Origin of the sequence: Thermomonas fusca (assembly GCF_005862345.1) — a bacterium.
GTDB lineage: Bacteria > Pseudomonadota > Gammaproteobacteria > Xanthomonadales > Xanthomonadaceae > Thermomonas > Thermomonas fusca.
This window is the reverse complement of the sequence record NZ_SROY01000001.1, coordinates 664,421-686,079: the sequence shown is the minus strand read 5'-3', so window position 1 is coordinate 686,079 and position 21,659 is coordinate 664,421. Positions and strand designations below refer to the sequence as shown.

At 70.0% G+C, this 21,659-nt stretch carries 16 protein-coding genes; 10 read left to right on the top strand and 6 right to left on the bottom strand.

The genetic code is table 11. From position 1 onward, the window contains the following. Window positions 1-45 precede the first annotated feature (45 nt). Window positions 46-693 (top strand): ribose-5-phosphate isomerase RpiA, encoded by a 648-nt coding sequence (gene rpiA, locus E5S66_RS03145; RefSeq protein WP_138347409.1) that lies wholly within the window; start codon window positions 46-48, stop codon window positions 691-693. Window positions 694-702: 9 nt separating this feature from the next. Here rpiA and ilvD read toward each other — a convergent pair whose 3' ends face one another. Then, complete coding sequence (gene ilvD, locus E5S66_RS03140) at window positions 703-2,544, bottom strand: dihydroxy-acid dehydratase (protein WP_138347407.1); 1,842 nt, start codon at window positions 2,542-2,544, stop codon at window positions 703-705. Window positions 2,545-2,907: 363 nt separating this feature from the next. Between ilvD and ilvC the strand changes: the two genes are divergently transcribed. The 6 genes from ilvC (at window position 2,908) to leuB (ending at window position 9,729) form a co-directional block, all read left to right on the top strand. Continuing rightward, complete coding sequence (gene ilvC / locus E5S66_RS03135) at window positions 2,908-3,900, top strand: ketol-acid reductoisomerase (protein ID WP_138347405.1); 993 nt, start codon at window positions 2,908-2,910, stop codon at window positions 3,898-3,900. Then, on the top strand, window positions 3,900-5,642 hold the full coding sequence (gene ilvG / locus E5S66_RS03130) for an acetolactate synthase 2 catalytic subunit (protein ID WP_138347403.1): 1,743 nt from the start codon (window positions 3,900-3,902) through the stop codon (window positions 5,640-5,642). The genes ilvC and ilvG overlap by 1 nt, the downstream gene beginning before the upstream one ends. After that, on the top strand, window positions 5,626-5,862 hold the full coding sequence (locus tag E5S66_RS03125; RefSeq protein WP_138347401.1) for an ACT domain-containing protein: 237 nt from the start codon (window positions 5,626-5,628) through the stop codon (window positions 5,860-5,862). Before ilvG ends, E5S66_RS03125 begins: the two co-directional genes overlap by 17 nt. Window positions 5,863-5,944: 82 nt before the next feature. Further along, window positions 5,945-7,045 (top strand): threonine dehydratase, encoded by a 1,101-nt coding sequence (locus E5S66_RS03120; protein WP_138347399.1) that lies wholly within the window; start codon window positions 5,945-5,947, stop codon window positions 7,043-7,045. Beyond that, a complete protein-coding gene (locus tag E5S66_RS03115) occupies window positions 7,042-8,610 on the top strand; it encodes a 2-isopropylmalate synthase (protein ID WP_138347397.1) in 1,569 nt (522 codons plus the stop codon). The genes E5S66_RS03120 and E5S66_RS03115 overlap by 4 nt, the downstream gene beginning before the upstream one ends. A gap of 27 nt (window positions 8,611-8,637) precedes the next feature. Next, the gene (leuB, locus tag E5S66_RS03110) at window positions 8,638-9,729 is read left to right on the top strand and encodes a 3-isopropylmalate dehydrogenase (RefSeq protein ID WP_138347395.1); all 1,092 of its coding nucleotides are present in this window, start codon (window positions 8,638-8,640) and stop codon (window positions 9,727-9,729) included. A gap of 108 nt (window positions 9,730-9,837) precedes the next feature. Here leuB and leuD read toward each other — a convergent pair whose 3' ends face one another. Continuing rightward, a complete protein-coding gene (gene leuD / locus E5S66_RS03105) occupies window positions 9,838-10,482 on the bottom strand; it encodes a 3-isopropylmalate dehydratase small subunit (RefSeq protein WP_138347393.1) in 645 nt (214 codons plus the stop codon). Continuing rightward, window positions 10,479-11,900 (bottom strand): 3-isopropylmalate dehydratase large subunit, encoded by a 1,422-nt coding sequence (gene leuC, locus E5S66_RS03100; RefSeq protein WP_138347391.1) that lies wholly within the window; start codon window positions 11,898-11,900, stop codon window positions 10,479-10,481. Before leuC ends, leuD begins: the two co-directional genes overlap by 4 nt. 97 nt (window positions 11,901-11,997) lie before the next feature. Here leuC and E5S66_RS03095 point away from each other — a divergent pair, with 97 nt between their 5' ends. Next, window positions 11,998-12,882 carry a LysR family transcriptional regulator gene (locus E5S66_RS03095; RefSeq protein ID WP_138347389.1) on the top strand — a complete coding sequence of 295 codons (885 nt, stop codon included), beginning with the start codon at window positions 11,998-12,000 and terminating at the stop codon, window positions 12,880-12,882. On the opposite strand, the gene E5S66_RS03090 is transcribed toward E5S66_RS03095, so the two are convergent. From E5S66_RS03090 to E5S66_RS03080, 3 genes are all read right to left on the bottom strand, one after another. Beyond that, window positions 12,879-15,818, bottom strand: coding sequence for a ligand-binding sensor domain-containing diguanylate cyclase (locus E5S66_RS03090; protein WP_246037114.1), 2,940 nt, complete (start codon window positions 15,816-15,818; stop codon window positions 12,879-12,881). The two genes, E5S66_RS03095 and E5S66_RS03090, sit on opposite strands and share 4 nt — an antisense overlap. Before the next feature lie 82 nt (window positions 15,819-15,900). After that, entirely contained in the window at window positions 15,901-19,029 is a 3,129-nt protein-coding gene (locus tag E5S66_RS03085; protein ID WP_138347387.1) for an efflux RND transporter permease subunit, read from the bottom strand. 3 nt (window positions 19,030-19,032) lie between these two features. Beyond that, on the bottom strand, window positions 19,033-20,118 hold the full coding sequence (locus tag E5S66_RS03080) for an efflux RND transporter periplasmic adaptor subunit (protein WP_138347386.1): 1,086 nt from the start codon (window positions 20,116-20,118) through the stop codon (window positions 19,033-19,035). Between the two features lie 81 nt (window positions 20,119-20,199). Here E5S66_RS03080 and E5S66_RS03075 point away from each other — a divergent pair, with 81 nt between their 5' ends. Beyond that, the gene (locus E5S66_RS03075) at window positions 20,200-20,844 is read left to right on the top strand and encodes a TetR/AcrR family transcriptional regulator (RefSeq protein WP_138347384.1); all 645 of its coding nucleotides are present in this window, start codon (window positions 20,200-20,202) and stop codon (window positions 20,842-20,844) included. Between the two features lie 147 nt (window positions 20,845-20,991). Continuing rightward, window positions 20,992-21,645 (top strand): protein-L-isoaspartate O-methyltransferase family protein, encoded by a 654-nt coding sequence (locus E5S66_RS03070; RefSeq protein WP_138347382.1) that lies wholly within the window; start codon window positions 20,992-20,994, stop codon window positions 21,643-21,645. Window positions 21,646-21,659: the final 14 nt, after the last annotated feature.

Genomic DNA, 21,659 nt, shown 5'->3' with positions numbered 1-21,659 from the left:
CATCCCCCGCGCCCACCGCATACCCCTCTTTCCGCAGGAACCGCCATGTCCGAAGCCAAGAAGCTCGCCGCCGAAAAAGCCATCGAATACGTCGAGGACGGCATGATCGTCGGCGTCGGCACCGGCTCCACCGTCGCTTATTTCATCGACGCGCTGGCGGCGTGGAAAGACCGCATCAAGGGCACGGTGTCGAGCTCCGAACAGAGCACCGCGCGGCTGAAGGCGCACGGCATCGAGGTGATCGACCTCAACGCCGCGGGGCCCTTGTCGCTGTACGTCGACGGCGCCGACGAATGCGACCCGCGCAAGCACCTCATCAAGGGCGGCGGCGCCGCGCTGACCCGCGAGAAGATCATCGCCGAGGCCAGCGCGAAATTCGTCTGCATCGTCGATCCCAGCAAGCGCGTGGATGTGCTGGGCCGGTTCCCGCTGCCGGTGGAAGTGATCCCGATGGCGCGCAGCCTGGTCGCCCGCGAGATCGTGCGCCTGACCGGCGGCCAGCCGGTGTGGCGCGACGGCGTCACCACCGACAACGGCAACGTCATCCTCGACGTGCACAACCTGTCCATCGTCGATCCGGTGGCGATGGAGCGCGAACTCAACCAGATCCCCGGCGTGGTCGCCGTGGGCCTGTTCGCGCGCCGCCCGGCCGACGTGGTGATCGTCGGCGGGCAGCCGCCGCAGGTGCTCTGACGCCGCGCGTCAGACGCCTTCCAGCAGCGTCCTGTCGCGCACCGCGCCCTTGTCGGCGCTGGTCGCCAGCAGGGCGTAGGCCTTCAGCGCCACGCTGACCTTGCGCGCCCGCGGCAGCGCGGGTTTCCAGCCCTGCGCGGCCTGCGCGGCGCGGCGGCCGGCGAGCTCCTCGTCCGCAACAAGCAGTTCGATGCCGCGGGCGGGAATATCGATGCGGATGCGGTCGCCATCTTGCACCAGCGCGATCACCCCGCCCGCCGCCGCTTCCGGCGAGACGTGGCCGATCGAAAGGCCCGAGGTGCCGCCGGAGAAACGCCCGTCGGTGAGCAGCGCGCAGGCTTTTCCGAGGCCTTTCGATTTGAGGTAGCTGGTCGGGTACAGCATTTCCTGCATGCCCGGCCCGCCCTTCGGGCCCTCGTAGCGGATCACCACCACGTCGCCGGCCTGCACCTCGTCACCGAGGATGGCGGCCACCGCCGCGTCCTGGCTCTCATAGACGCGCGCGCGGCCCTCGAACACGTGGATGGACTCGTCCACGCCGGCGGTCTTCACCACGCAGCCATCGGCCGCGAGGTTGCCGTACAGCACGGCGAGGCCACCTTCCTGCGAATACGCATGCGCCACGTCGCGGATGCAGCCTTCGCTGCGCTCCGCATCCAGCGTCGGCCAGCGGGTGGCCTGGCTGAAGGCGACCTGGGTCGGGATGCCGGCCGGGCCGGCGCGATAGAACGTGCGCACCGCCTCGTCATCGACCGTGGCGATGTCCCATTGCGCGATCGCCTCGCCCAGCGTTTTCGCATGCACGGTCGGCACGTCGACATGCAGCAGCCCGCCGCGGCCCAGTTCGCCGAGGATCGCCATGATCCCGCCGGCGCGATGCACGTCTTCGACGTGGTACTTCGGTGAGTTCGGCGCCACCTTGCACAGCTGCGGAATGCGCCGCGAGAGCCGGTCGATGTCGCGCAGATCGAAGGCGACCTCCGCTTCCTGCGCCGCGGCGAGCAGGTGCAGGATGGTGTTGGTGGAGCCGCCCATCGCGACGTCCAGCGCCATCGCGTTCTCGAACGCCTCGAACGTCGCGATCCCGCGCGGCAGCGCGCTGGCATCCTCGCCGCCGTACCAGCGATGGCAGAGTTCGACGATGAGGCGGCCGGCGCGCTTGAACAGTGCTTCGCGATCGGCGTGGGTGGCCAGCGTGGTGCCGTTGCCGGGCAGCGACAGGCCCAGCGCTTCGGTCAGGCAGTTCATCGAATTGGCGGTGAACATGCCGCTGCACGAACCGCAGGTCGGGCAGGCGTTGCGCTCCACCGCGGCGACCTGCTCGTCGCTCACCGCCGCATCGGCGGCCATCACCATCGCGTCCACCAGGTCCAGCTTGCGGTCGGCCAGCGCGGTCTTGCCGGCTTCCATCGGCCCGCCGGACACGAACACCGTGGGGATGTTCAAGCGCAGCGCGGCCATCAGCATGCCGGGGGTGATCTTGTCGCAGTTGGAGATGCACACCAGCGCGTCGGCGCAGTGCGCGTTGACCATGTATTCCACCGAATCGGCGATGACCTCGCGCGAGGGCAGCGAATACAGCATGCCGTCGTGTCCCATCGCGATGCCGTCGTCGACTGCAATCGTGTTGAACTCCTTGGCGACGCCGCCGGCGAGCTCGACTTCGCGCGCGACCAGTTGGCCGAGATCCTTCAGGTGCACGTGGCCCGGCACGAACTGGGTGAAGGAATTGGCGATCGCGATGATCGGCTTGTGGAAGTCGGCATCGACCATGCCGGTGGCGCGCCATAGCGCGCGGGCGCCGGCCATGTTGCGACCGTGGGTGGAAGTCCTGGAACGATAGTCGGGCATCGTGGGGGATCCGTGGCGGGGTGCGGGCATCGCTGCAGGCCTTGATCCTGCTGCATTTGCGCGGTTTCGGCTGCAACTTTCGCTCATGCGAAAACGGCATGTGCACGACGGTTGACAGCAGCGTCGAAAGCATGTTTATCTGAAAACATGTTGCAGCGCCACATACCACCGCCGACCCCGATGACCGCCTCGAAGGCGGCGTCCCTCCTCGTCCTCGTACTTATTACCTCGCCCACAGGTGCGGGACGATCCGGCGTGTAAGAAAAGCAGCAAACCAACGCCCGAATCGCAGAACCCCGCATCGCAAGGTGCGGGGTTTTTCGTTTTGGCCCGCGCAAAACCTTCCCAACAGGAACCACCGCAATGACCAGCAGCAAACCCCGCATCGCCATCGTCGGCTACGGCAGCCAGGGCCGCGCGCATGCGCTCAACCTGCGCGACTCCGGCTTCGACGTGACCATCGGCCTGCGCCCCGGCGGCCCGACCGAATTCAAGGCGAAGGCCGACGGCTTCACCGTCAAGACCCCCGCCGAGGCGGTGAAGGGCGCGCAGATCGTCGCCGTGCTCACCCCCGACATGGTGCAGCCGCAGCTCTATGGCGAAGTCATCGAGCCGAACATGGACCCGGGCGCCTGCCTGCTGTTCGCCCACGGCTTCAACGTCCACTACAGCCAGATCGCGCCGCGCGACGACCTCGACGTGGTGCTGGTCGCACCCAAGGGTCCGGGCGCACTGGTGCGCCGCGAATACGAGATCGGCCGCGGCGTGCCGTCGGTGTACGCGGTGCACCAGGACCGCAGCGGCCAAGCGGAGCAACTGGCGATGACCTACTGCGCCGGCATCGGCGGCGCGCGCCAGAACGCGATCAAGACCACCTTCAAGGAGGAAACCGAAACCGACCTGTTCGGCGAGCAGGCGGTGCTGTGCGGCGGCGCCACGCGGCTGGTGCAGGCGGGTTGGGAAACGCTGGTCGAAGCCGGCTACCAGCCCGAGGTCGCCTACTACGAATGCCTGCACGAACTGAAGCTGATCGTCGACCTGTTCTACGAAGGCGGCATCACCCGCATGCACGAGTTCATCAGCGAGACCGCGCAGTACGGCGCGCTGACCCGCGGCGATTACGTGGTGGACGCCAATACCCGCGCACAGATGAAGAAGGTGCTGGCGGAAATCCAGGACGGCACCTTCGCCCGCCAGTGGATCGCCGAATACGCCGCCGGCAATGCCAACTACAAGGCGCTGAAGCAGGCCGACCTGGAGCATCCGATCGAGGCCACCGGCAGGAAGCTGCGGGCCAACATGCAGTGGCTGGCCAACCCGCCGCAGCCGGCCGCCAAGCAAGCCGAGGCCGCGTGATGAACGGCGCCCGCTGGCTGGCCCGCGCGCTGGTGGCCGAAGGCGTGGACACGCTGTTCGGCTATCCGGGCGGCGCGATCATGCCGTTCTACGACGCCCTGCACGACACCCCGCAGTTGCGCCACGTGCTGCCCCGCCACGAGCAGGGCGCGGCGTTCGCGGCGAACGGGTACGCGCGGGCCAGCGGGCGCGTGGGCGTATGCGTGGCCACCTCCGGCCCCGGCGCGTCCAACCTGGTCACCGGGATTGCCGACGCGATGCTGGACTCGGTGCCGATGGTGGTCATCACCGGACAGGTGCCCACCCAGCTGATGGGCACCGATGCGTTCCAGGAGCTGGACGTGTTCGGGATGACGATGCCGATGGTGAAGCACAGCTTCATCGCCCGCCGCGTCGAGGACCTGCCGACGATGGTGGGCGAAGCGTTCCGGCTGGCGCGCAGCGGTCGCCCCGGCCCGGTGCTGATCGACCTGCCGAAGGACGTGCAGGTCGCCGACGCCGCGCACCTGCCGGCGCATGTGTCGTCGGGCACCGATGCACCGGAAGCGCCAACCGACGCCTCGCTGCACGCCGCGCTGGCGCTGATCGCGCAAGCGCAGCGGCCGGTGCTGTACGCCGGCGGCGGGATTGCGCTGGGCGATGCCGTGCAGGCGTTCCGCACCTTCGTCGATGCAACCCAGATCCCGGCCGTGCTGACCCTGAAGGGCCTCGGGGCACTGCCCACGCAGCACCCGCTCAACCTCGGCATGCTGGGCATGCACGGCAGCCGCGCCGCCAACCTGGCCGTGCAGGAGGCCGATCTGCTGATCGTGGTTGGCGCACGCTTCGACGACCGCGCCACCGGCAAGCTGGCCGAGTTCGCGCCGCACGCGCGCGTCGTCCACATGGACATCGACGCCTGCGAAATCGGCAAGCTGCGTCATGCCGATGCCGGCGTGCGCGGCGACATCGCCACCACCCTGACCCGGTTGACCCTCGCCTGCGCTGCCCACCTGCATGGCCGCCACGGCGCGGCGCGCAAGGCCTGGCGTGCGCAGTGCAAACAGCGCGCACAGCAGTTCGCCGCGCGCTACGACGCGCCGGGCAGCGGCGTGTATGCGCCGGCGCTGCTGAAGCGGCTGTCGGAGCTGGCGCCGGATGCGACGGTCGCCTGCGACGTCGGCCAACACCAGATGTGGGTGGCGCAGCACTGGCGGATGGACCATCCGCGCAAGCACCTGACCTCCGGCGGCCTCGGCGCGATGGGTTTCGGCCTGCCGGCAGCGCTGGGCGCGCAGGAAGCCAAGCCCGAGACGCGGGTGGTCTGCGTGAGCGGCGACGGCTCGATCATGATGAACATCCAGGAGCTGGCGACGCTGCGGCGCTACCGCTCGCCGGTGAAGATCGTGCTGCTGGACAACCAGGCGCTGGGCATGGTCCGGCAGTGGCAGGAACTGTTCTTCGAGCAGCGCTATTCCGAGATCGACCTGTCCGACAACCCGGACTTCGCCGCGGTCGCCGCCGCCTTCGGCATCACCGCCCTGCACGTGGACCGCGCCGACGGCGTCGATGCCGCGCTGCAGGCGCTGCTGGATGCCGACGGCCCGGCCTTGCTGCACGTGGCCATCGACACCGCCGCCAACGTCTGGCCGCTGGTGCCGCCCAACCGCAACAACGGGCAGATGCTCGATCCCGCCGTCGACGACGCGGTCGTCGCGCCCGCCCGAACCGTCACGGAGACGCCCCATGCGCTACCAGCTTGATCTCACCCTGCGCCGTGCCGAAGGCGCGCTGGCCCGCGTGCTGGGCACCGCCGAGCGCCGAGGCTTCCAGCCCGTCAGCGTCGATGGCGAAACCCAGGACGACGGCGATCGCTGGCACCTGCGCATGACCGTCGAAGGCGCGCGCGAGCCGGAAGGCCTGCAGCAGCAGCTGGCAAAACTGTACGACTGCCTGGCCGTGGAAGTGCAGCCGTGCCGGTGAACGCGCAGGGGCCGGCGCTGCCGCGTGCGCGCGCGACGGATGCCCGCGGCGCCACCCGCCCCTCTCGACCGGCGGCGACCTGATGGACTCCGACGTAACCAGCGCCGCCGCCGTGACCGCCAGCGACGTGCTGGCCGCGCAGGCGCGGCTGCGCCGCTACCTCGGGCCGACGCCGCTGCACTACGCCGAGCGCTCCGGCTGCTGGTTGAAACTCGAGAACCTGCAGCGCACCGGCTCGTACAAGGTGCGCGGCGCGATGAACGCGCTGCTGGCGGCGCGCGAACGCGGCGATCTGCGTCCCACCATCGCCGCCTCCGCCGGCAACCACGCGCAGGGCCTGGCCTGGGCCGCCTACCGGCTGGGCATGCAGGCGATCACGGTGATGCCGAAGAGCGCGCCGGCCACCAAGATCGCCGGCGTCTCCCACTGGGGCGCCACAGTGCGCCTGCACGGCGACAGCTACGACGAAGCAAAGGCGTTCGCTGCCGAACTGGCTGCGCAACACGGCTACCGCTTGCTGTCCGCGTTCGACGATCCCGACGTGATCGCCGGCCAGGGAACGGTGGGGCTGGAAATCGCCAGCGCGCTTTCCCCTGACGTTGTGATCGTGCCGATCGGCGGCGGCGGGCTGGCCTCGGGCGTGGCGCTGGCGCTGAAGGCGCAGGGCGTGCGGGTGATCGGCGCGCAGGTGGAAGGCGTCGATGCGATGGCGCGCGCGCTGCGCGGCGACGACCGGATCATCGAACCGGTGGCAACGCTCGCCGACGGGGTGAAGGTGAAGATCCCGGGCGCGCTGACCCGCCGCGTGCTGGCGGAGCTGCTGGACGACGTGGTCATCGTGCGCGAGGCCGAGCTGCGCGAGACGCTGGTGCGGCTGGCACTGGAGGAACACCTGATCGCCGAGGGCGCGGGCGCGCTGGCGCTGGCCGCGGGCAAGCGCGTCGCCGCCAGGCGCAAGTGCGCGGTGGTCTCAGGCGGCAATCTCGATGCATCGGTGCTGGCGGGGCTGCTGCAGGACGTGCGTCCGCGCCCGCCGCGCAAACCGCGGCAACGCAGGCAGGAGCGACTTACGCCGCCGGCAGCCTCCACGCCCCCGCGTGCTGCCGGCCCGCTCCCGTCCATCGCCATTCCAGTGCCGCGCGCCGCGCGCACAACACCCGCACACGAGACCAGCTACGCATGAACGCAAGCGCCAACGCCGCCGCCGCGGAACACGCACCCCCCGATCGTGTCGTCATCTTCGACACCACCCTGCGCGACGGCGAACAGTCGCCCGGCTTCACCATGAGCAGCGCGCAGAAGATCGCCTTCGCGCACGCCTTGGCCGAGCTTGGCGTGGACGTGATCGAAGCCGGCTTCCCCAACAGCTCGCCGGCCGACTTCGGCGCGGTGCAGGCCATCGCCCGCGAAGTTCGCGGCGCCGCCATCGCCGGGCTGGCGCGCTGCCATGCCGGCGACATCGAAGCCTGCGCACGGTCGCTGCACGATGCCGCCAACCCGCGCATCCACGTGTTCATTTCCACCAGCCCGCTGCACCGCGAGCACAAGCTGTCGATGTCGAAGCAGCAGGTGATCGAACGCGCGGTGATGGGCGTCGAGCTGGCGCGTCGGCACGTGGACGACGTGGAGTTCTCCGCCGAGGACGCCTTCCGCACCGAGCGCGAGTTCCTGGTCGAGGTGTTCGAAGCGGCGATCGCCGCCGGCGCGCGCACCGTCAACGTGCCGGACACCGTGGGCTACGCCACGCCGGAGGAAATCCGCGAGCTGTTCCGCTTCCTGCGCAGCAACGTCAAGGGCGCCGACGCCGTGGTGTTCAGCGCGCACTGCCACAACGACCTGGGCCTGGCCGTGGCCAACTCGCTGGCCGCCATCGAGGGCGGCGCGCGGCAGGTGGAATGCACCATCAACGGCATCGGCGAACGCGCCGGCAATGCCGCGCTGGAAGAACTGGTGATGGCAATGAAGGTGCGCCGCGGCTGGTACGCCGCGGACACCCGCATCGACACCCCCAAGCTGCTGGACACCTCGCGCCTGCTGTCGCGCATCACCGGCATCCAGGTGCAGCGCAACAAGGCCATCGTCGGTCTGAACGCGTTCGCGCACGAGTCCGGCATCCACCAGCACGGCATGCTGAAGAACCGCGACACCTACGAGATCATGCGCCCACAGGACGTGGGCTGGCCGGATTCGCAGCTGGTGCTCGGCCGCCACAGCGGGCGCGCGGCGGTGGCCGACCGCCTGCGCGCGCTGGGCCACGTGCTGGACGATGCGCAGCTGGATCGCGTCATCGCCGATGCCAAGGCGCTGACCCAGACCCAGCACGTGATCGGCGATGCCGACCTGCTGCAGCTGGTCGAAGGCGAACGCTTCGGCCCCGGTTGGCGCATCGCCGCGATGCACCTGACCGACGAAGGCCAGCACACCCGCGCGCGGGTGGAACTGTCCGATCCCGACGGCAGCCAGGTACGCCAGGACGCCCATGGCGACGGCCCCATCGCCGCGCTGTTCGCCGCGCTGGCGCAGGCCACGGGCGTCGATTTCGCACTGGAGAGCTACGAAGTGCACAGCATGGGCATCGGCCGCGACGCCCGCGGCGAAGCCAACCTGAGCACGCGCATCGACGGCGAGACGCTCAGCGGCCAGGGCACCAGCCGCGACGTGCTGGAAGCCAGTGCGATCGCCTGGCTCGACGTCGCCAATCGCGTGCTGCGCACGCAGGCCACGCAACCCGTGGCGATCCCCGCCTGACCCTACTCCCCCCAAGGAACCGCACACATGCACGCCAACATCGTCGTACTGCCGGGTGACGGCATCGGCCCCGAAGTCACCGCCGCCGCCGTGGACGTGCTGCGCGCGGTGGCCTCGCGATACGGCCACGACTTCCACTTCCGCGAACACCTGATCGGCGGCGCCGCCATCGACGCCACCGGCAGCGCGCTGCCTGCGGAAACGCTGGCCGCGGCGCGCTCCGCCGACGCGATCCTGCTGGGCGCGGTCGGCGGCCCGAAGTGGTCCGACCCGAGCACCAGGGTGCGCCCGGAACAAGGGCTGCTGGCGATCCGCAAGGCGTTGGGCCTGTTCGCCAACCTGCGCCCGGTCAAGCCGCACGCGGCCACGCTGGGCGCCTCGCCGATCAAGCCCCACCTGCTGCAGGGCGTGGACCTGATCGTGGTGCGCGAACTGACCGGCGGCATCTACTTCGGCGACAAGACCCGCGGCGACGGCGATGCGTCCGATCTGTGCCGCTACAGCGTCGCCGAGATCGAACGGGTGGTGCGCCATGCCGCCGCGCTGGCACGCGCGCGCAGCGGCAGGCTGACCTCGGTGGACAAGGCCAACGTGCTGGAAACCTCGCGGTTGTGGCGCGACGTCACGACGCGCATCGTGGGCGAGGAGTTTCCCGACGTGCAGCTGGAGCACCAGCTGGTCGATTCGATGGCGATGCACCTGCTGGCGCGGCCGCGCTCGTTCGACGTGATCGTCACCGAGAACATGTTCGGCGACATCCTCACCGACGAAGCCGCGATGCTGGCCGGGTCGCTGGGCCTGCTGCCCAGCGCCTCGCTGGGTGAGGGTCGCGGCGGCATCTTCGAACCGATCCACGGCAGCGCGCCGGACATTGCCGGCAAGGGCATCGCCAATCCCTATGCCGCGATCCTCAGCGCGGCGATGCTGCTGCGCCACGCGCTGGAGCTGGAGGGCGAGGCGCAGTGCGTGGAGCTGGCGGTGTCGCAGGCACTCGACGCCGGCGTCCTTACCGCCGACCTGACCTCCGACCGCGCGCGCGCCGTCGGCACCCGCGCCGTGACCGAGGCGGTGCTGGAGCAACTGGAGCTGCCCTGCCATGTGATGGAACTGCGCGACTGACAGACTGCGGCGCAAGCCGGGCAATGCCCGGCAGTGCCGGGCTCTACACGTCGGGCGGAACATCGAACACAGCACTTGCAGAGCGGGGCATTGCCCCGCTTCGCGCGATTACGGCGACGCGAATACCCACGGCTGCGCCGCGCGATGCTTCGCTTCGAACGCGCGGATGGCATCGACATGCCGCAGGGTCAGGCCGATATCGTCCAGCCCGTGCAGCAGGCAGTGCTTGCGGAAGGCGTCGACCTCGAAATGGTGCTGCGCCCCATCCGGGCGCGTCACCGTTTGCGCCTGCAGGTCGATGGCCAGCGCATAACCTTCCGTCGCCGCGCACTGCGCGAACAGCGCATCCACCACGTCACCCGCCAGCACGATCGGCAGCAGTCCGTTCTTGAAGCTGTTGTTGAAGAAGATGTCGGCGAAGCTGGGCGCGATGATCGCGCGGATGCCGTACTCGGCCAGCGCCCACGGCGCGTGTTCGCGCGAGGAGCCGCAGCCGAAATTGGCACGTGCCAGCAGCACGCTGGCGGCGGCATAGCGCGGCTGGTTGAGCACGAAATCGGGATTCAACGGACGCGTCGCGCAGTCCTGCCCCGGCTGGCCGACGTCGAGGTAGCGCCATTGGTCGAACAGGTTGGGGCCGAAGCCGCTGCGGCGGATGGACTTCAGGAACTGCTTGGGGATGATCTGGTCGGTGTCGACGTTGGCGCGGTCCAGCGGCACCGCCACGCCCGTGTGCTTGGTGAACGGATTCATTGCAGCTCCCGCACGTCGATGAAGTGGCCGGCAATCGCGGCGGCGGCGGCCATCGCCGGGCTGACCAGGTGGGTGCGCCCGCCCGTGCCCTGCCGGCCTTCGAAATTGCGGTTGGAGGTGGAGGCGCAGTGCTCGCCGCTTTCCAGCCGGTCCGGGTTCATGGCCAGGCACATCGAGCAGCCGGGCTCGCGCCATTCGAAGCCGGCGTCGAGGAAGACGCGATCCAGCCCCTCGCGCTCGGCCTGCGCCTTGACCAGCCCGGAGCCGGGCACCACCAGCGCCTGCTTCACCGTCGCCGCCACCCGGCGGCCGCGCGCCACCGCGGCGGCGGCGCGCAGGTCCTCGATCCGCGCATTGGTGCAGGAACCGATGAACACGCGATCCAGGCGGATGTCGGTGATCGGCTGGTTGGCCCGCAGGCCCATGTACTTCAGCGCGCGCTCGATCGAATCGCGCCTCACCGGGTCCGCTTCGCGCGCCGGATCGGGCACCTGCGCGTCGACCGGCAGCACCATCTCCGGCGAGGTGCCCCAGCTGACCTGCGGGCGGATGTCTTCGGCGCGCAGCAGCACGTCCCGGTCGAACACCGCATCGGCATCCGAGACCAGCGTGCGCCACAGCGCCGCCGCCTGTTCGAACGTTTCGCCCTGCGGCGCGAACGGTCGGCCGCGCACGTAGGCGATGGTGGCCTCGTCCACCGCCACCATGCCGACCCGCGCACCGGCCTCGATGGCCATGTTGCAGACGGTCATGCGGCCTTCCATCGACAGCGCGCGGATCGCGCTGCCGGCGAACTCCAGCGCATGGCCGTTGCCGCCGGCTGTGCCGATGCGGCCGATGATCGCCAGTACCATGTCCTTGGCGGTCACGCCCGGCGCCAGCTCGCCATCGACCGTCACCCGCATGTTCTTCATCTTCTGCGCCACCAGGCACTGGGTGGCCAGCACGTGCTCGACCTCCGAGGTGCCGATGCCATGCGCCAGCGCGCCGAACGCGCCGTGCGTGGAGGTGTGCGAATCGCCGCAGACCACGGTCATGCCCGGCAGCGTGGCGCCCTGCTCGGGGCCGACCACGTGGACGATGCCCTGGCGGGGGTCGTCCATCGGGAACTCCAGGATGCCGAAGTCCGCGCAGTTCTCGCCCAGCGTGCGCACCTGCGTGCGCGAGATTTCGTCGGCGATGGCGGCCAATCCGCCGACGCGCTCGGCCTTGGTGGTCGGCACGTTGTGGTCGGGCGTGGCGAGGTTGGCGTCCACCCGCCAAGGTTTCCGCCCGGCCAGCCGCAGCCCTTCGAACGCCTGCGGCGAGGTCACCTCGTGCAGGATGTGGCGGTCGATGTAGAGCAGCGAGGAGCCGTCGTCGCGGCGGCTGACCTCGTGCATCTCCCACAGCTTGTCGTACAGGGTCTTGCCGGGCATCGGCGCGTCTCGCGGCGTATCTATGGCCAGACTGCCGGCTTTCCTTCCATGACTCAAATGGATATTTTTCATCCATTCGATTCCTGAACGGAATGCAATGGATCTCGCCAACCTTGCCGCCTTTGTCGCCGTGGCCGAGCACGGCGGTTTTTCCAGCGCGGCCGACCAGCTGCACCTCACCCAGCCGGCGGTGAGCAAGCGCATCGCCCAGCTGGAAACGTCGCTGCAGGCCCGCCTGTTCGACCGCCTGGGGCGGCAGGTGGTACTGACCGAGGCCGGGCGCACCCTGCTGCCGCGCGCGCGGCGGCTGCTGGACGACGCCGGCGACGCGCGGCGGGCGCTGCGCGAGGTGGGCGAAGGCGTCGGCGGCGTGCTGCGTTTCGCCACCAGCCACCACATCGGCCTGCATCGGCTGCCGCCGCTGCTGCGCCGGTTCGTAGCGAAATACCCGCAGGTGGAGCTGGACATCCGCTTCCTGGATTCCGAGCAGGCCTGGAACGAGGTGCTGCAGGGCCGGATCGACCTGGCGCTGACCACCCTCGGGCCCGCCACGCCGCCGCTGCGGGCTACACCGCTGTGGGAGGATCCGCTGTCTTTCGTCGCGGCGCCCAACCACCCGCTGGCGCGCCGTGCCCGCCCCACACTCGCTGAACTGTCGGAGCATCCGGCGGTGCTGCCGGAACCACACACCTTCACCCACCGCATCGTCGCGGACGCCTTCGGCCGCCGCGGCCTGCCGCTGCGGCTGCGGATGACCAGCAACTACATGGAGACACTGAAGATGCTCGCCTCGGTGGGGTTGGCCTGGGGCGTGCTGCCGCGGACCATGCTGGACCGCAGCCTGCGCGTCCTGCCGGTCAGCGGCCTGAAGCTGTCGCGCCAGCTGGGCTGCGTCACCCACGCCGGGCGCACGCCATCGCGCGCCACGCAGGCCTTCATCGCCCTGCTGGATGGCGGCCGCGACCGGGCGGCGAACTCCTAGCCGGCGACGATGCGGTTACGACCCTGCTGCTTGGCCTGCAGCAGGCGGTCATCGGCCAGCGCCAGCAGCGCATGCGGGGTCTGTCCGGGCACCAGTTCGGCCACGCCGGCGCTGAACGTGCAGTGCAGCTCCGCGCCCTCCTCGGTGGTCACCGACAGCATCCGGATACGCTCCAGCAGCTCGCGCATACGCGTTGCGCCGTCCACCAGCGGCAGCTCTTCCATACAGACCATGAACTCCTCGCCGCCGAAGCGCGCCGCGAACAGGCCCCACTCCGCGACGAATTCCGCCAGCACGCCACCGACCGCCTGCAGCACCGCATCACCTGCTGCATGGCCATACCGGTCGTTGATCTGTTTGAAGTGGTCGATGTCGATCAGGGCGACGCTGAGCGGCCTGGCTTCTGCCCGTGCCTGTGCCACCGCGCCGACCAGCTGGGCGTCGCCGGCGCGGCGATTGGGCAGCCCGGTCAAGCCGTCATGGGTGGCCAAGTGCTGCAGCCGATAGCCGGCTACTTCCAGCTGGCGGTTCTTCTCGCTGAGCTCCTCGGTGCGCTCGGCGATCACCCGGTTCAGCTGCCGCTGGCGCCGACGCAGACTGGCGGTGCGCCACCAGCCCAGCAACGCGACCACGGCCACCACTCCCAGCGCCAGCAGTGCACGCACCCACGGCCGCTGCCACAGCGCGGGCACCACGGTGATGTCCATGCGCGCGCTGCCGATGCGTTCGCTGCGGGACCAATCCACCGGCATCGCCATCGCCTGCACTTCCAGCTGGTAGCTGCCCGGCGGCAGCCGGGTATACACAGCCTCGCTGTCGGCGCTCGCGCTCACCCAATCCTGGTCATAGCCGTGCAGGCGATAGCGGTAACGCAGCTTGTCGAGCGCGCGGAAACTCATCCCGGCATAGCCGATTGCCAGCCGGTTGACGCGCGGCTGCAGGGTGAGCAGCGGCCGCAGCGGTTGCGCCTGCCCGTCCACGATGATCCGCTCGAATGCCACCGGCGGCGCGCCGACGCGTCCGGTCACCACCGCGCGCGGCTCGATCACCGCCAGCCCGGCCGAGGTGGGGAACAGCAGCCGGCCCTCCCGCGTCAACCAGCCGGCGGGCTGGCTGGCGCCATTGCTCTGGCTGCCGGGCATGCCGTCGCTGCGGTCCAGCACGTGCACGGCCAGCTGGGTGCGGGTGCCGGCATCGATTTCATCCAGCTCGCGCCGCGCTATCCGGAACACGCCCGTGTTACTGGACAGCCACAGGCTGCCGGCGCCGTCATCGATGATCCGGAACAGCTTGTCGCGCGGCAATCCGCGCGCATGGTCGTAGACCGTGAAGCGGCCATCGCGCATGCGCAGCAGACCGCGGTCGCTGGCGATCCACAGATCGCCGCGGCCATCGCGCAGGAAGTCGAAGAAGTACTGCGCGGGCACGTCGTACTCCGGCTCCCAGCGGCGCAACCGGCCGCCTGCATCGAGCATGGCCATGCCGTTGTTGGTACCGATCCAGAGCGGGCCGTTGGGGTCACGGTACAGCGCCTGCACGACGAGGTCCGGCTGGCCCGCGCCACCCAGATAGGGATGCGCCCGGCCGTCGCGCCAGTGGACCAGCCCGTGGTTGCCGCCGATCCAGAGGCTGCCGTCGGGTTCCGGCAGCAGTGCGCGGACCACCGGCTGGGTGCCGCTACCCAGACGCAGGCGCTGCAGCACCCGCCCCTGCGCATCCAGCTGCAGCACGCCGAGGTCGTAGGTGCCCACCCACAGCTTGCCGTCGCGCTGGGCCAGAGACAGCACCGAGGTGTCGTGCGCGTCGCGGCCCGGGCCCAGCCGGATGGTCTGCATGCGCCCCTGCGACCAGCGCGACAGGCCATCGGCATGGCCGATCCAGTAGGCACCCTGCTCATCCTGCAGCACGCTGCGGACGTAATCGCTGGCCAGCCCATCCCGCCGGGTCAGGCCGCTGGCCTGGCCATCGGCGACCCGGTACAGGCCATCGCTGCTGCCGACCCAGACCAGCCCCTCACGGTCGAGCAGCAATGCCTTGTTGACCGTGCCGGGAATCCCCATCGGCCACTGGCTGCCGTCGGCATCTCGGCGCAGCAGCTGGCCGTCGGACAGGTTCATCCACAGCACCCCGCGCTCGTCCAGCACCATCGCGCTGACCCGCCTGCCAACATCGATGCGCTCGATGCGACCATCGGCATGCCGCCAGCGCACGCCGCCATCATGCGCGGCCAGCCAGCCGCCGCGGCCATCGGCGAGCAATGCGGTTGCCGCACCGGGCGCCACCCAGTCCAAGCCCCAGCGCTGTGCGCGGCCCTGCGTGATGCGATGCAGCCCGGCTTCGCCCGCCACCAGCAGCGCACCGTCCTTGTCTTCCGCCAGCGCAAGCACTTCGCCGGCCGGCAGGCCCGCCATCCTGCCGGCGTCCTGCAGGCCATGGCCGTCCAGCCGCAGCAGTCGCCTGCCGGATGCGAACCACAGCGCGCCGTCGCGTCCGCGCCACAGGGCTGACGCCGCCAGCGTGCGCGCGGCTTCGCCACCCACGCGCTGCCAGTCGCCCTGGTAATAGCGGAAAATGCCGTTGCGGGCGGTACCGAACAGCACGCCGCCATCGGCTTCGGGCAGGATGCTGTAGACGCCGGCGAGCTCCATGCCGCGCACGTTCTGGCGATCGAACAGGCTGAAGCCGCGCCCATTGAAGCGCACCACGCCTTCCCAGGTGCCGGCCCACAGGAAGCCGTCGCGATCCTGCGCCACCACGTGCACCAGCGGATGCGGCAGGCCGTCCTCCATGGTCCAGCCGCTGAGCGTGTAATGGCGCGTGGCCGGCGCCGCCCAGGCCACCGGCACGGCCAGCAGCCACAGCAGCGCCAGCAGCAGCCAGGGCCTGCGCAGGCGCGGCATGTTGCCGCCGTCGATTCCGGTGTTTCCGCTGTGCAAGACCGCCCCCTGATACTGCGCGGGCAGGCTTGCGCCTGCCCGCCGCCAATCTAGCATCGCGCTGCCGCCTCGGCAGCCGGTGTCAGGCGCCGGCTTCGTCCCTGCGTACCTTGAACCAGGCCGCGTACAGCGCTGGCAGGAAGAACAGGGTCAGCAGGGTCGCCACCGTCAGCCCGCCCATGATCGCCACCGCCATCGAACCGTAGAAGGCGCTGCGCGAGAGCGGGATCATCGCCAGGATCGCCGCCAGCGCGGTCAGCACGATCGGGCGAAAGCGGCGCACGGTGGCGTCGATGATCGCGTGCCAGCGATCGTGGCCGGCATCGATGTCCTGCTGGATCTGGTCCACCAGGATGACCGAGTTGCGCATGATCATGCCGGCCAGCGCGATCGTGCCCAGCATCGCCACGAACCCGAACGGCACCCGGAACAGCAGCAGCGCCAGCACCACCCCGATCAGCCCCAGCGGCGCGGTCAGCAGCACCAGCGCGGTGCGCGGGAAGCTGCGCAGCTGGAGCATCAGCAGCGCGGTGACCACCAGCAGGAACAGCGGCAGTCCGGCCTTGATCGAGTTCTGCCCGCGCGCCGAATCCTCCACCGTGCCGCCGGTCTCCAGCAGATAGCCTTCCGGCAGCGCGGCGCGGATGCCGTCGAGCGTAGGCAGCAGCCGCGCCACCACCGTCGGCGGGGTCAGCGCGTCGGTGCGGATGTCGGCGCGCACGGTCACCGTCGGCAGGCGGTTGCGATGCCAGATGATGCCGTCCTCGAAGCCGTACTCCAGCGTGGCGATCTGCGCCAGCGGCACGCTGCCGCCGGGCGTGGGCACCGCCAGGCTGCCCAGCAGGTCGGGCCGCGTGCGTTCTTCGCCAGTGCCGCGCAACAGGATTTCGATCAGCTCGTTGTCCTCGCGGTAGGTGCTGACCGACAGCCCCGACAGCGAGCCGGACAGGAAGTGCGCCAGCTGCGCGCTGCTCACGCCCAGCGCGCGGGCGCGGTCCTGGTCGATGCGCAGCCGCACCACCTTGCTGGGTTCGCCCCAGTCGAGGTTGACGTTGGCCACGTCGGGATCGGCGCGCACCTTGCCAGCCACCTGGCGGGCGATGGCCTGCACCTGGCCGATGTCCTCGCCGGAGACGCGGAACTGCACCGGGTAGCCCACCGGCGGGCCGTTCTCCAGCCGGGTGACGCGCAGCTGCAGCTCGGGGAACTGCGGCGCGACTTTCTCAATCAGCCAGCGGCGGGTCGCCTCGCGCGCCTCCAGATCCTTGGCCAGCACCACGAACTGGCTGAAGTTGGCGGCCGGCAGCTGCTGGTCCAGCGGCAGGTAGAAGCGCGGCGAACCGGTGCCGACGTAGGCGACGTAGTTCTCGATGCCTTCGCGCGATTTCAGCAGCCCTTCGAGCTTGCGTGCCTGCGAATCGGTGGACCGCAGCGAGCTGCCTTCCGCCAGCTCAAGGTCCACCATGAGCTCCGGCCGCACCGAATCCGGGAAGAATTGCTGCGGGACGAAGCGGAACAGCGCGATCGAGGCCACGAACGCGGCCACGGTGACGCCGATCACCAGCCAGCGATGGCGCAGGCAGAACCCCAGCCAGCCGCGCAGGCGCCGGTAGAAAGCGCTGTTGTAAGGATCGTGCGCGTGCGCGGCAGTGGCGGGTTCGAATGGCGCCCCCCCGAAACGCTGGCGCAGGCGCTGCATCAAGGTCGGACGCAGATGCGCATCGTGCAGGTCCGGCAGCATCTTGTCGCCCAGCCACGGAATGAACAGCACCGCCGCCACCCACGAAACGCACAGCGCGATCGCCACCACCTGGAAAAGCGAGCGGGTGTATTCGCCCGTGCTCGACGCCGCGGTGGCGATCGGCAGGAAGCCGGCCGCGGTCACCAGCGTGCCGGTCAACATCGGGAACGCCGTCGATTCCCACGCGAAGCTCGCCGCCTTCAGCCGCGAGTAGCCCTGCTCCATCTTGATCGCCATCATCTCCACCGCGATGATCGCGTCGTCCACCAGCAGGCCCAGCGCCAGCACCAGCGCGCCCAGCGAGATCTTGTGCAGGCCGATGCCGAACACGTGCATGGCGGCGAAGGTCATCGCCAGCACCAGCGGGATGCTGACCGCCACCACCATGCCGGTGCGCAGGCCCAGCGAGAAGAAACTGACCAGCAGCACGATCGCCACTGCTTCCGCCAGCACGCGCACGAACTCGCCGATCGCCTCGTGCACACTCTGCGGCTGGTCCGACACCTTGCCCAGCTGCATGCCCACCGGCAGGGTCTTCTGCAGGCGCTGGAACTCGGCCTCCAGGGTGCGGCCCAGGCGGATGATGTCGCCACCGTCGCGCATCGCCACCGCGATGCCCAGCGCGTCCTGCCCCATGAAGCGCATCTTCGGCGCCGCCGGATCGGCGAAGCCGCGCTTGACGCTGGCGATGTCGCCCAGCCGCAGGGTGCGGTCGCCGGCGCGGATCGGGAATGCGCGGATCTGTTCCACCGAATCGAACTGCCCGTCCACGCGCAGGCGGATGCGGTCGCTGCCGGTCTCGAAGAAGCCGGCCTGCGCCATCGCGTTCTGTTCGTCCAGCGCCTGCTTCACCGCCGCCAGCGGGATCCCCAGCGTGGCCAGTTTGGTATTGGACAGCTCGATCCAGATCCTTTCGTCCTGCAACCCGATCAGCTCGACCTTGCCGACGTCCGGCACCCGCTGCAGCTCCAGCTGGATGCGGTCGGCGTAGTCCTTCATCAGCGCGTAGTCGAAGCCCGGCGCGGTGAGCGCGTAGATGTTGCCGAAGGTGTCGCCGAACTCGTCGTTGAAGAACGGGCCGATCGCCTCGGCCGGCAGGGTGGCGCGGATATCACCGACCTTCTTGCGCACCTGGTACCAGAGCTCGGGCACGTCCTTCGACTTCATCGAGTCGCGCGCCATCACGATGACCTGCGATTCGCCCGGCCGCGAGTACGAACGCACGAACTCGTACTTGCCGGTGCCCATCACCGCTTTCTCGACGCGCTCGGTGACCTGCTTCGACACCTGCTCGGCGGTGGCGCCCGGCCACAGCGTGCGCACCACCATCGCCTTGAAGGTGAACGGCGGGTCCTCCGACTGGCCCAGCTGGCGGTACGACCAGGCCCCGACCAGGCCCAGCACGATCATCAGGAACAGCACCAGCGCGCGGTTGCGCAGCGCCCATGCCGACAGGTTGAAGCCGCCCATGGCTCAGCGCGTCCCGGCCGCGACCGGGCGATTGCGCCGGTCGACCGGTTTCACCGACTCGCCCTCTCGCAGCAGATGGCCGCCTGCGGCCACCACCCAGTCACCCACGCCAACGCCCTCCAGCACCGGCACGCTGTCCTCGCCGTAGCCGCCCAGCCGCACCGCGCGCTGACGGGCCTTGCCGTCCTGCACCACCCACACCGCGGTGGCGCCGCCGTCGCCGCGCTGCACCGCCGCCAGCGGCAGGCGCAGGCCGCCGCCCGCGGCACCGGCGATGAACACGCGGGCGCTCTGGCCGAGCCCGGCGTCCGCCGCCATCGCCCCATCCAGGGCGACGCGCGCGGCGTAGGTGCGGGTCTGCGGGTCGGCGGCGGCGGCGATCTCGCGGATATGCCCCGGCAATCGCTTGCCTGGCGCGCTCCACAGCTCCACGACCGCGGGCTGGCCGGTGTGGAAATCGCGGATGCGCGCTTCCGGCAGGCCGATCGCGACCTCGCGGCCACCGTCGCCGGCCAGCAGGAAGATCGGCTGGCCGGCTGCCACCACCTGTCCGGCCTCGGCCTGGCGGCTGGCGATCACGCCATCACGGGGTGCCCGCAGGCGGGTGTAGTCGTCCTGGTTGCGCATCAGCTCGTACTTGGCGCGGGCCGCGCGCCAGGCCGCCTGCTGCGCATCGAAGGCCGACTGGCTGATCAGCTTCTGCGCCACCAGCTTGCGGTAACGCTCCAGGTCGCCGCCCAGGCGGGCCATGTCGGCCTGCGCGGCGCTGGCCTGCAGACGCGCATCGCCCGGGTCCAGTTCCGCCAGCAGCTGGCCGCGCTTCACTTCCTCGCCGGCATCGACCAACCGCCGCACCAGGTTGCCGCCGACGCGGAACGCCAGCGCGCTTTCCTGATGCGCATGCACCTCGCCGGCGAAGGCTTCCGTCGCCATCCCGGCAGCGGCCCCCGGCTGCACCACCAGCACCGTGCGCACCGCCTCGGCGGGTTGCGGGTCGCGCCCGCAGGCGCCCAGGGTCAGCAGCACCAGCGCGCAGGCGGCCAGCGAACGCGCCCGCGGCTTGCGCAGCTTGTTTCCTTCCAGCTTCATGCCCGCTCCGTCGGCTTGCGCTCTATATTGAACTGACGGGTATGGTATAGTTGTCAAACTCCGCAGTCCACTATCCAAGGCATGATCCGCAACACCCCCGAATGCAAGCCCGCAGGCCCCGGCCGGCCGAAAGACCTGGCCAAGCGCGCGGCGATCCTGGACGCCGCCAAGCGGCTGTTCGTGCTGCAGGGCTTCGCCGGCGTCAGCATGGACCAGATCGCGGCCGAAGCCGGGGTGTCCAAGCTCACCGTCTACAGCCACTTCGGCGACAAGGACGGCCTGTTCGCCGAGGCGGTGCGCGCGCACTGCGAACTGGGCATGCCCACGCGCCTGTTCGAGCCCGACCCCGCGGTGCCGCTGCGCGAGCGCCTGACCGACATCGGCGAGGCGTTTTTCGCGATGATCATGACCCCGGAGGCGATCGCCGGGCACCGCATCCTGTGCTCGCCGCAGGTCACCGGCAGCCAGATGCCGGCGACGTTCTGGGAAGCCGGCCCGCAGCGCGTGCAGAACGGCTTCACCGCGCTGCTGGAGCGGCGCATCGCCGCCGGCGAACTGGAGATCGACGACCCCGTCCGTGCCGCCGGCCAGTTCTTCACCCTGCTCAAGGGCGAACTGCATGCGCGGGCGGTGTTCGGCTACTGCTGCAGCGCGCGTCACGACACCGCGCAGGAGCATGTCGCCAGCGTGGTGGAACTGTTCCTGCGCGCCTATGCGAAACGCTGACCGGCAGGCTGAACCAAGCCCCGCCCTGCCCTTGGTGGCGGTGACTTCCGGCACTGCGTGCTGGTGTACCGGTACGGCCAGACTGCCCGCCAGACCGGGGCTGGCGGTACTACAATGCCCGGTTCCCCGCAACGGATTTATCCCCGCATGAGCATCGACTTCGCCCGCGCCCGTGAAAACATGGTGGAACAGCAGATCCGTCCCTGGGACGTGCTGGATGTCCGCGTGCTCGACACGCTGGCGCGGATGCCGCGCGAGGCCTTCGTCGCCGAATCGCTGCGCGGGCTGGCCTATGCCGACACCGCGCTGCCGCTGGGGCACGGCGAGACCATGCTGAAGCCGGTGCTGGAAGGCCGGATCCTGCAGGCGCTGCTGCCCACCGCGACCGAAAGCGTGCTGGAGATCGGCGCCGGCAGCGGCTACCTGACCGCCTGCCTGGCCCGGCTGGCGCGCGAAGTGGTCGCCATCGAACGCCATGCCGACCTCGCCGAGGCCGCGCAGGCGCGGCTGGCGGCGCAGGGCTTCGGCAACGCCAGCGTGCGCGCGGCCGACGCCCTCGACTGGAATCCCGGCCGCAGTTTCGACGTGATCTGCGTCGGCGCCGCGGTGGCCAGCATCCCGGCGCGCTTCGTCGAATGGCTCAACCCGGGCGGCCGGATGTTCGTGGTGCACGGCCATTCGCCGGCAATGGACGCGGCGTTGGTGCATCGCACGGTCAACGGCAGTCGCGTCGAATCGTTGTTTGAAACCGATCTTCCCTATCTCGCGGGCGCCGAGCCGGTGCCCGCCTTCACCCTGTAAAGCCGCCAAGGACC

Coding starts and splice junctions, on each gene's coding strand:
- rpiA (WP_138347409.1), top strand. CDS start 46: ATGTCCGAAGCCAAGAAGCTCGCCGCCGAAAAAGCCATCGAATACGTC.
- ilvD (WP_138347407.1), bottom strand. CDS start 2,544: ATGCCCGACTATCGTTCCAGGACTTCCACCCACGGTCGCAACATGGCC.
- ilvC (WP_138347405.1), top strand. CDS start 2,908: ATGACCAGCAGCAAACCCCGCATCGCCATCGTCGGCTACGGCAGCCAG.
- ilvG (WP_138347403.1), top strand. CDS start 3,900: ATGAACGGCGCCCGCTGGCTGGCCCGCGCGCTGGTGGCCGAAGGCGTG.
- E5S66_RS03125 (WP_138347401.1), top strand. CDS start 5,626: ATGCGCTACCAGCTTGATCTCACCCTGCGCCGTGCCGAAGGCGCGCTG.
- E5S66_RS03120 (WP_138347399.1), top strand. CDS start 5,945: ATGGACTCCGACGTAACCAGCGCCGCCGCCGTGACCGCCAGCGACGTG.
- E5S66_RS03115 (WP_138347397.1), top strand. CDS start 7,042: ATGAACGCAAGCGCCAACGCCGCCGCCGCGGAACACGCACCCCCCGAT.
- leuB (WP_138347395.1), top strand. CDS start 8,638: ATGCACGCCAACATCGTCGTACTGCCGGGTGACGGCATCGGCCCCGAA.
- leuD (WP_138347393.1), bottom strand. CDS start 10,482: ATGAATCCGTTCACCAAGCACACGGGCGTGGCGGTGCCGCTGGACCGC.
- leuC (WP_138347391.1), bottom strand. CDS start 11,900: ATGCCCGGCAAGACCCTGTACGACAAGCTGTGGGAGATGCACGAGGTC.
- E5S66_RS03095 (WP_138347389.1), top strand. CDS start 11,998: ATGGATCTCGCCAACCTTGCCGCCTTTGTCGCCGTGGCCGAGCACGGC.
- E5S66_RS03085 (WP_138347387.1), bottom strand. CDS start 19,029: ATGGGCGGCTTCAACCTGTCGGCATGGGCGCTGCGCAACCGCGCGCTG.
- E5S66_RS03080 (WP_138347386.1), bottom strand. CDS start 20,118: ATGAAGCTGGAAGGAAACAAGCTGCGCAAGCCGCGGGCGCGTTCGCTG.
- E5S66_RS03075 (WP_138347384.1), top strand. CDS start 20,200: ATGATCCGCAACACCCCCGAATGCAAGCCCGCAGGCCCCGGCCGGCCG.
- E5S66_RS03070 (WP_138347382.1), top strand. CDS start 20,992: ATGAGCATCGACTTCGCCCGCGCCCGTGAAAACATGGTGGAACAGCAG.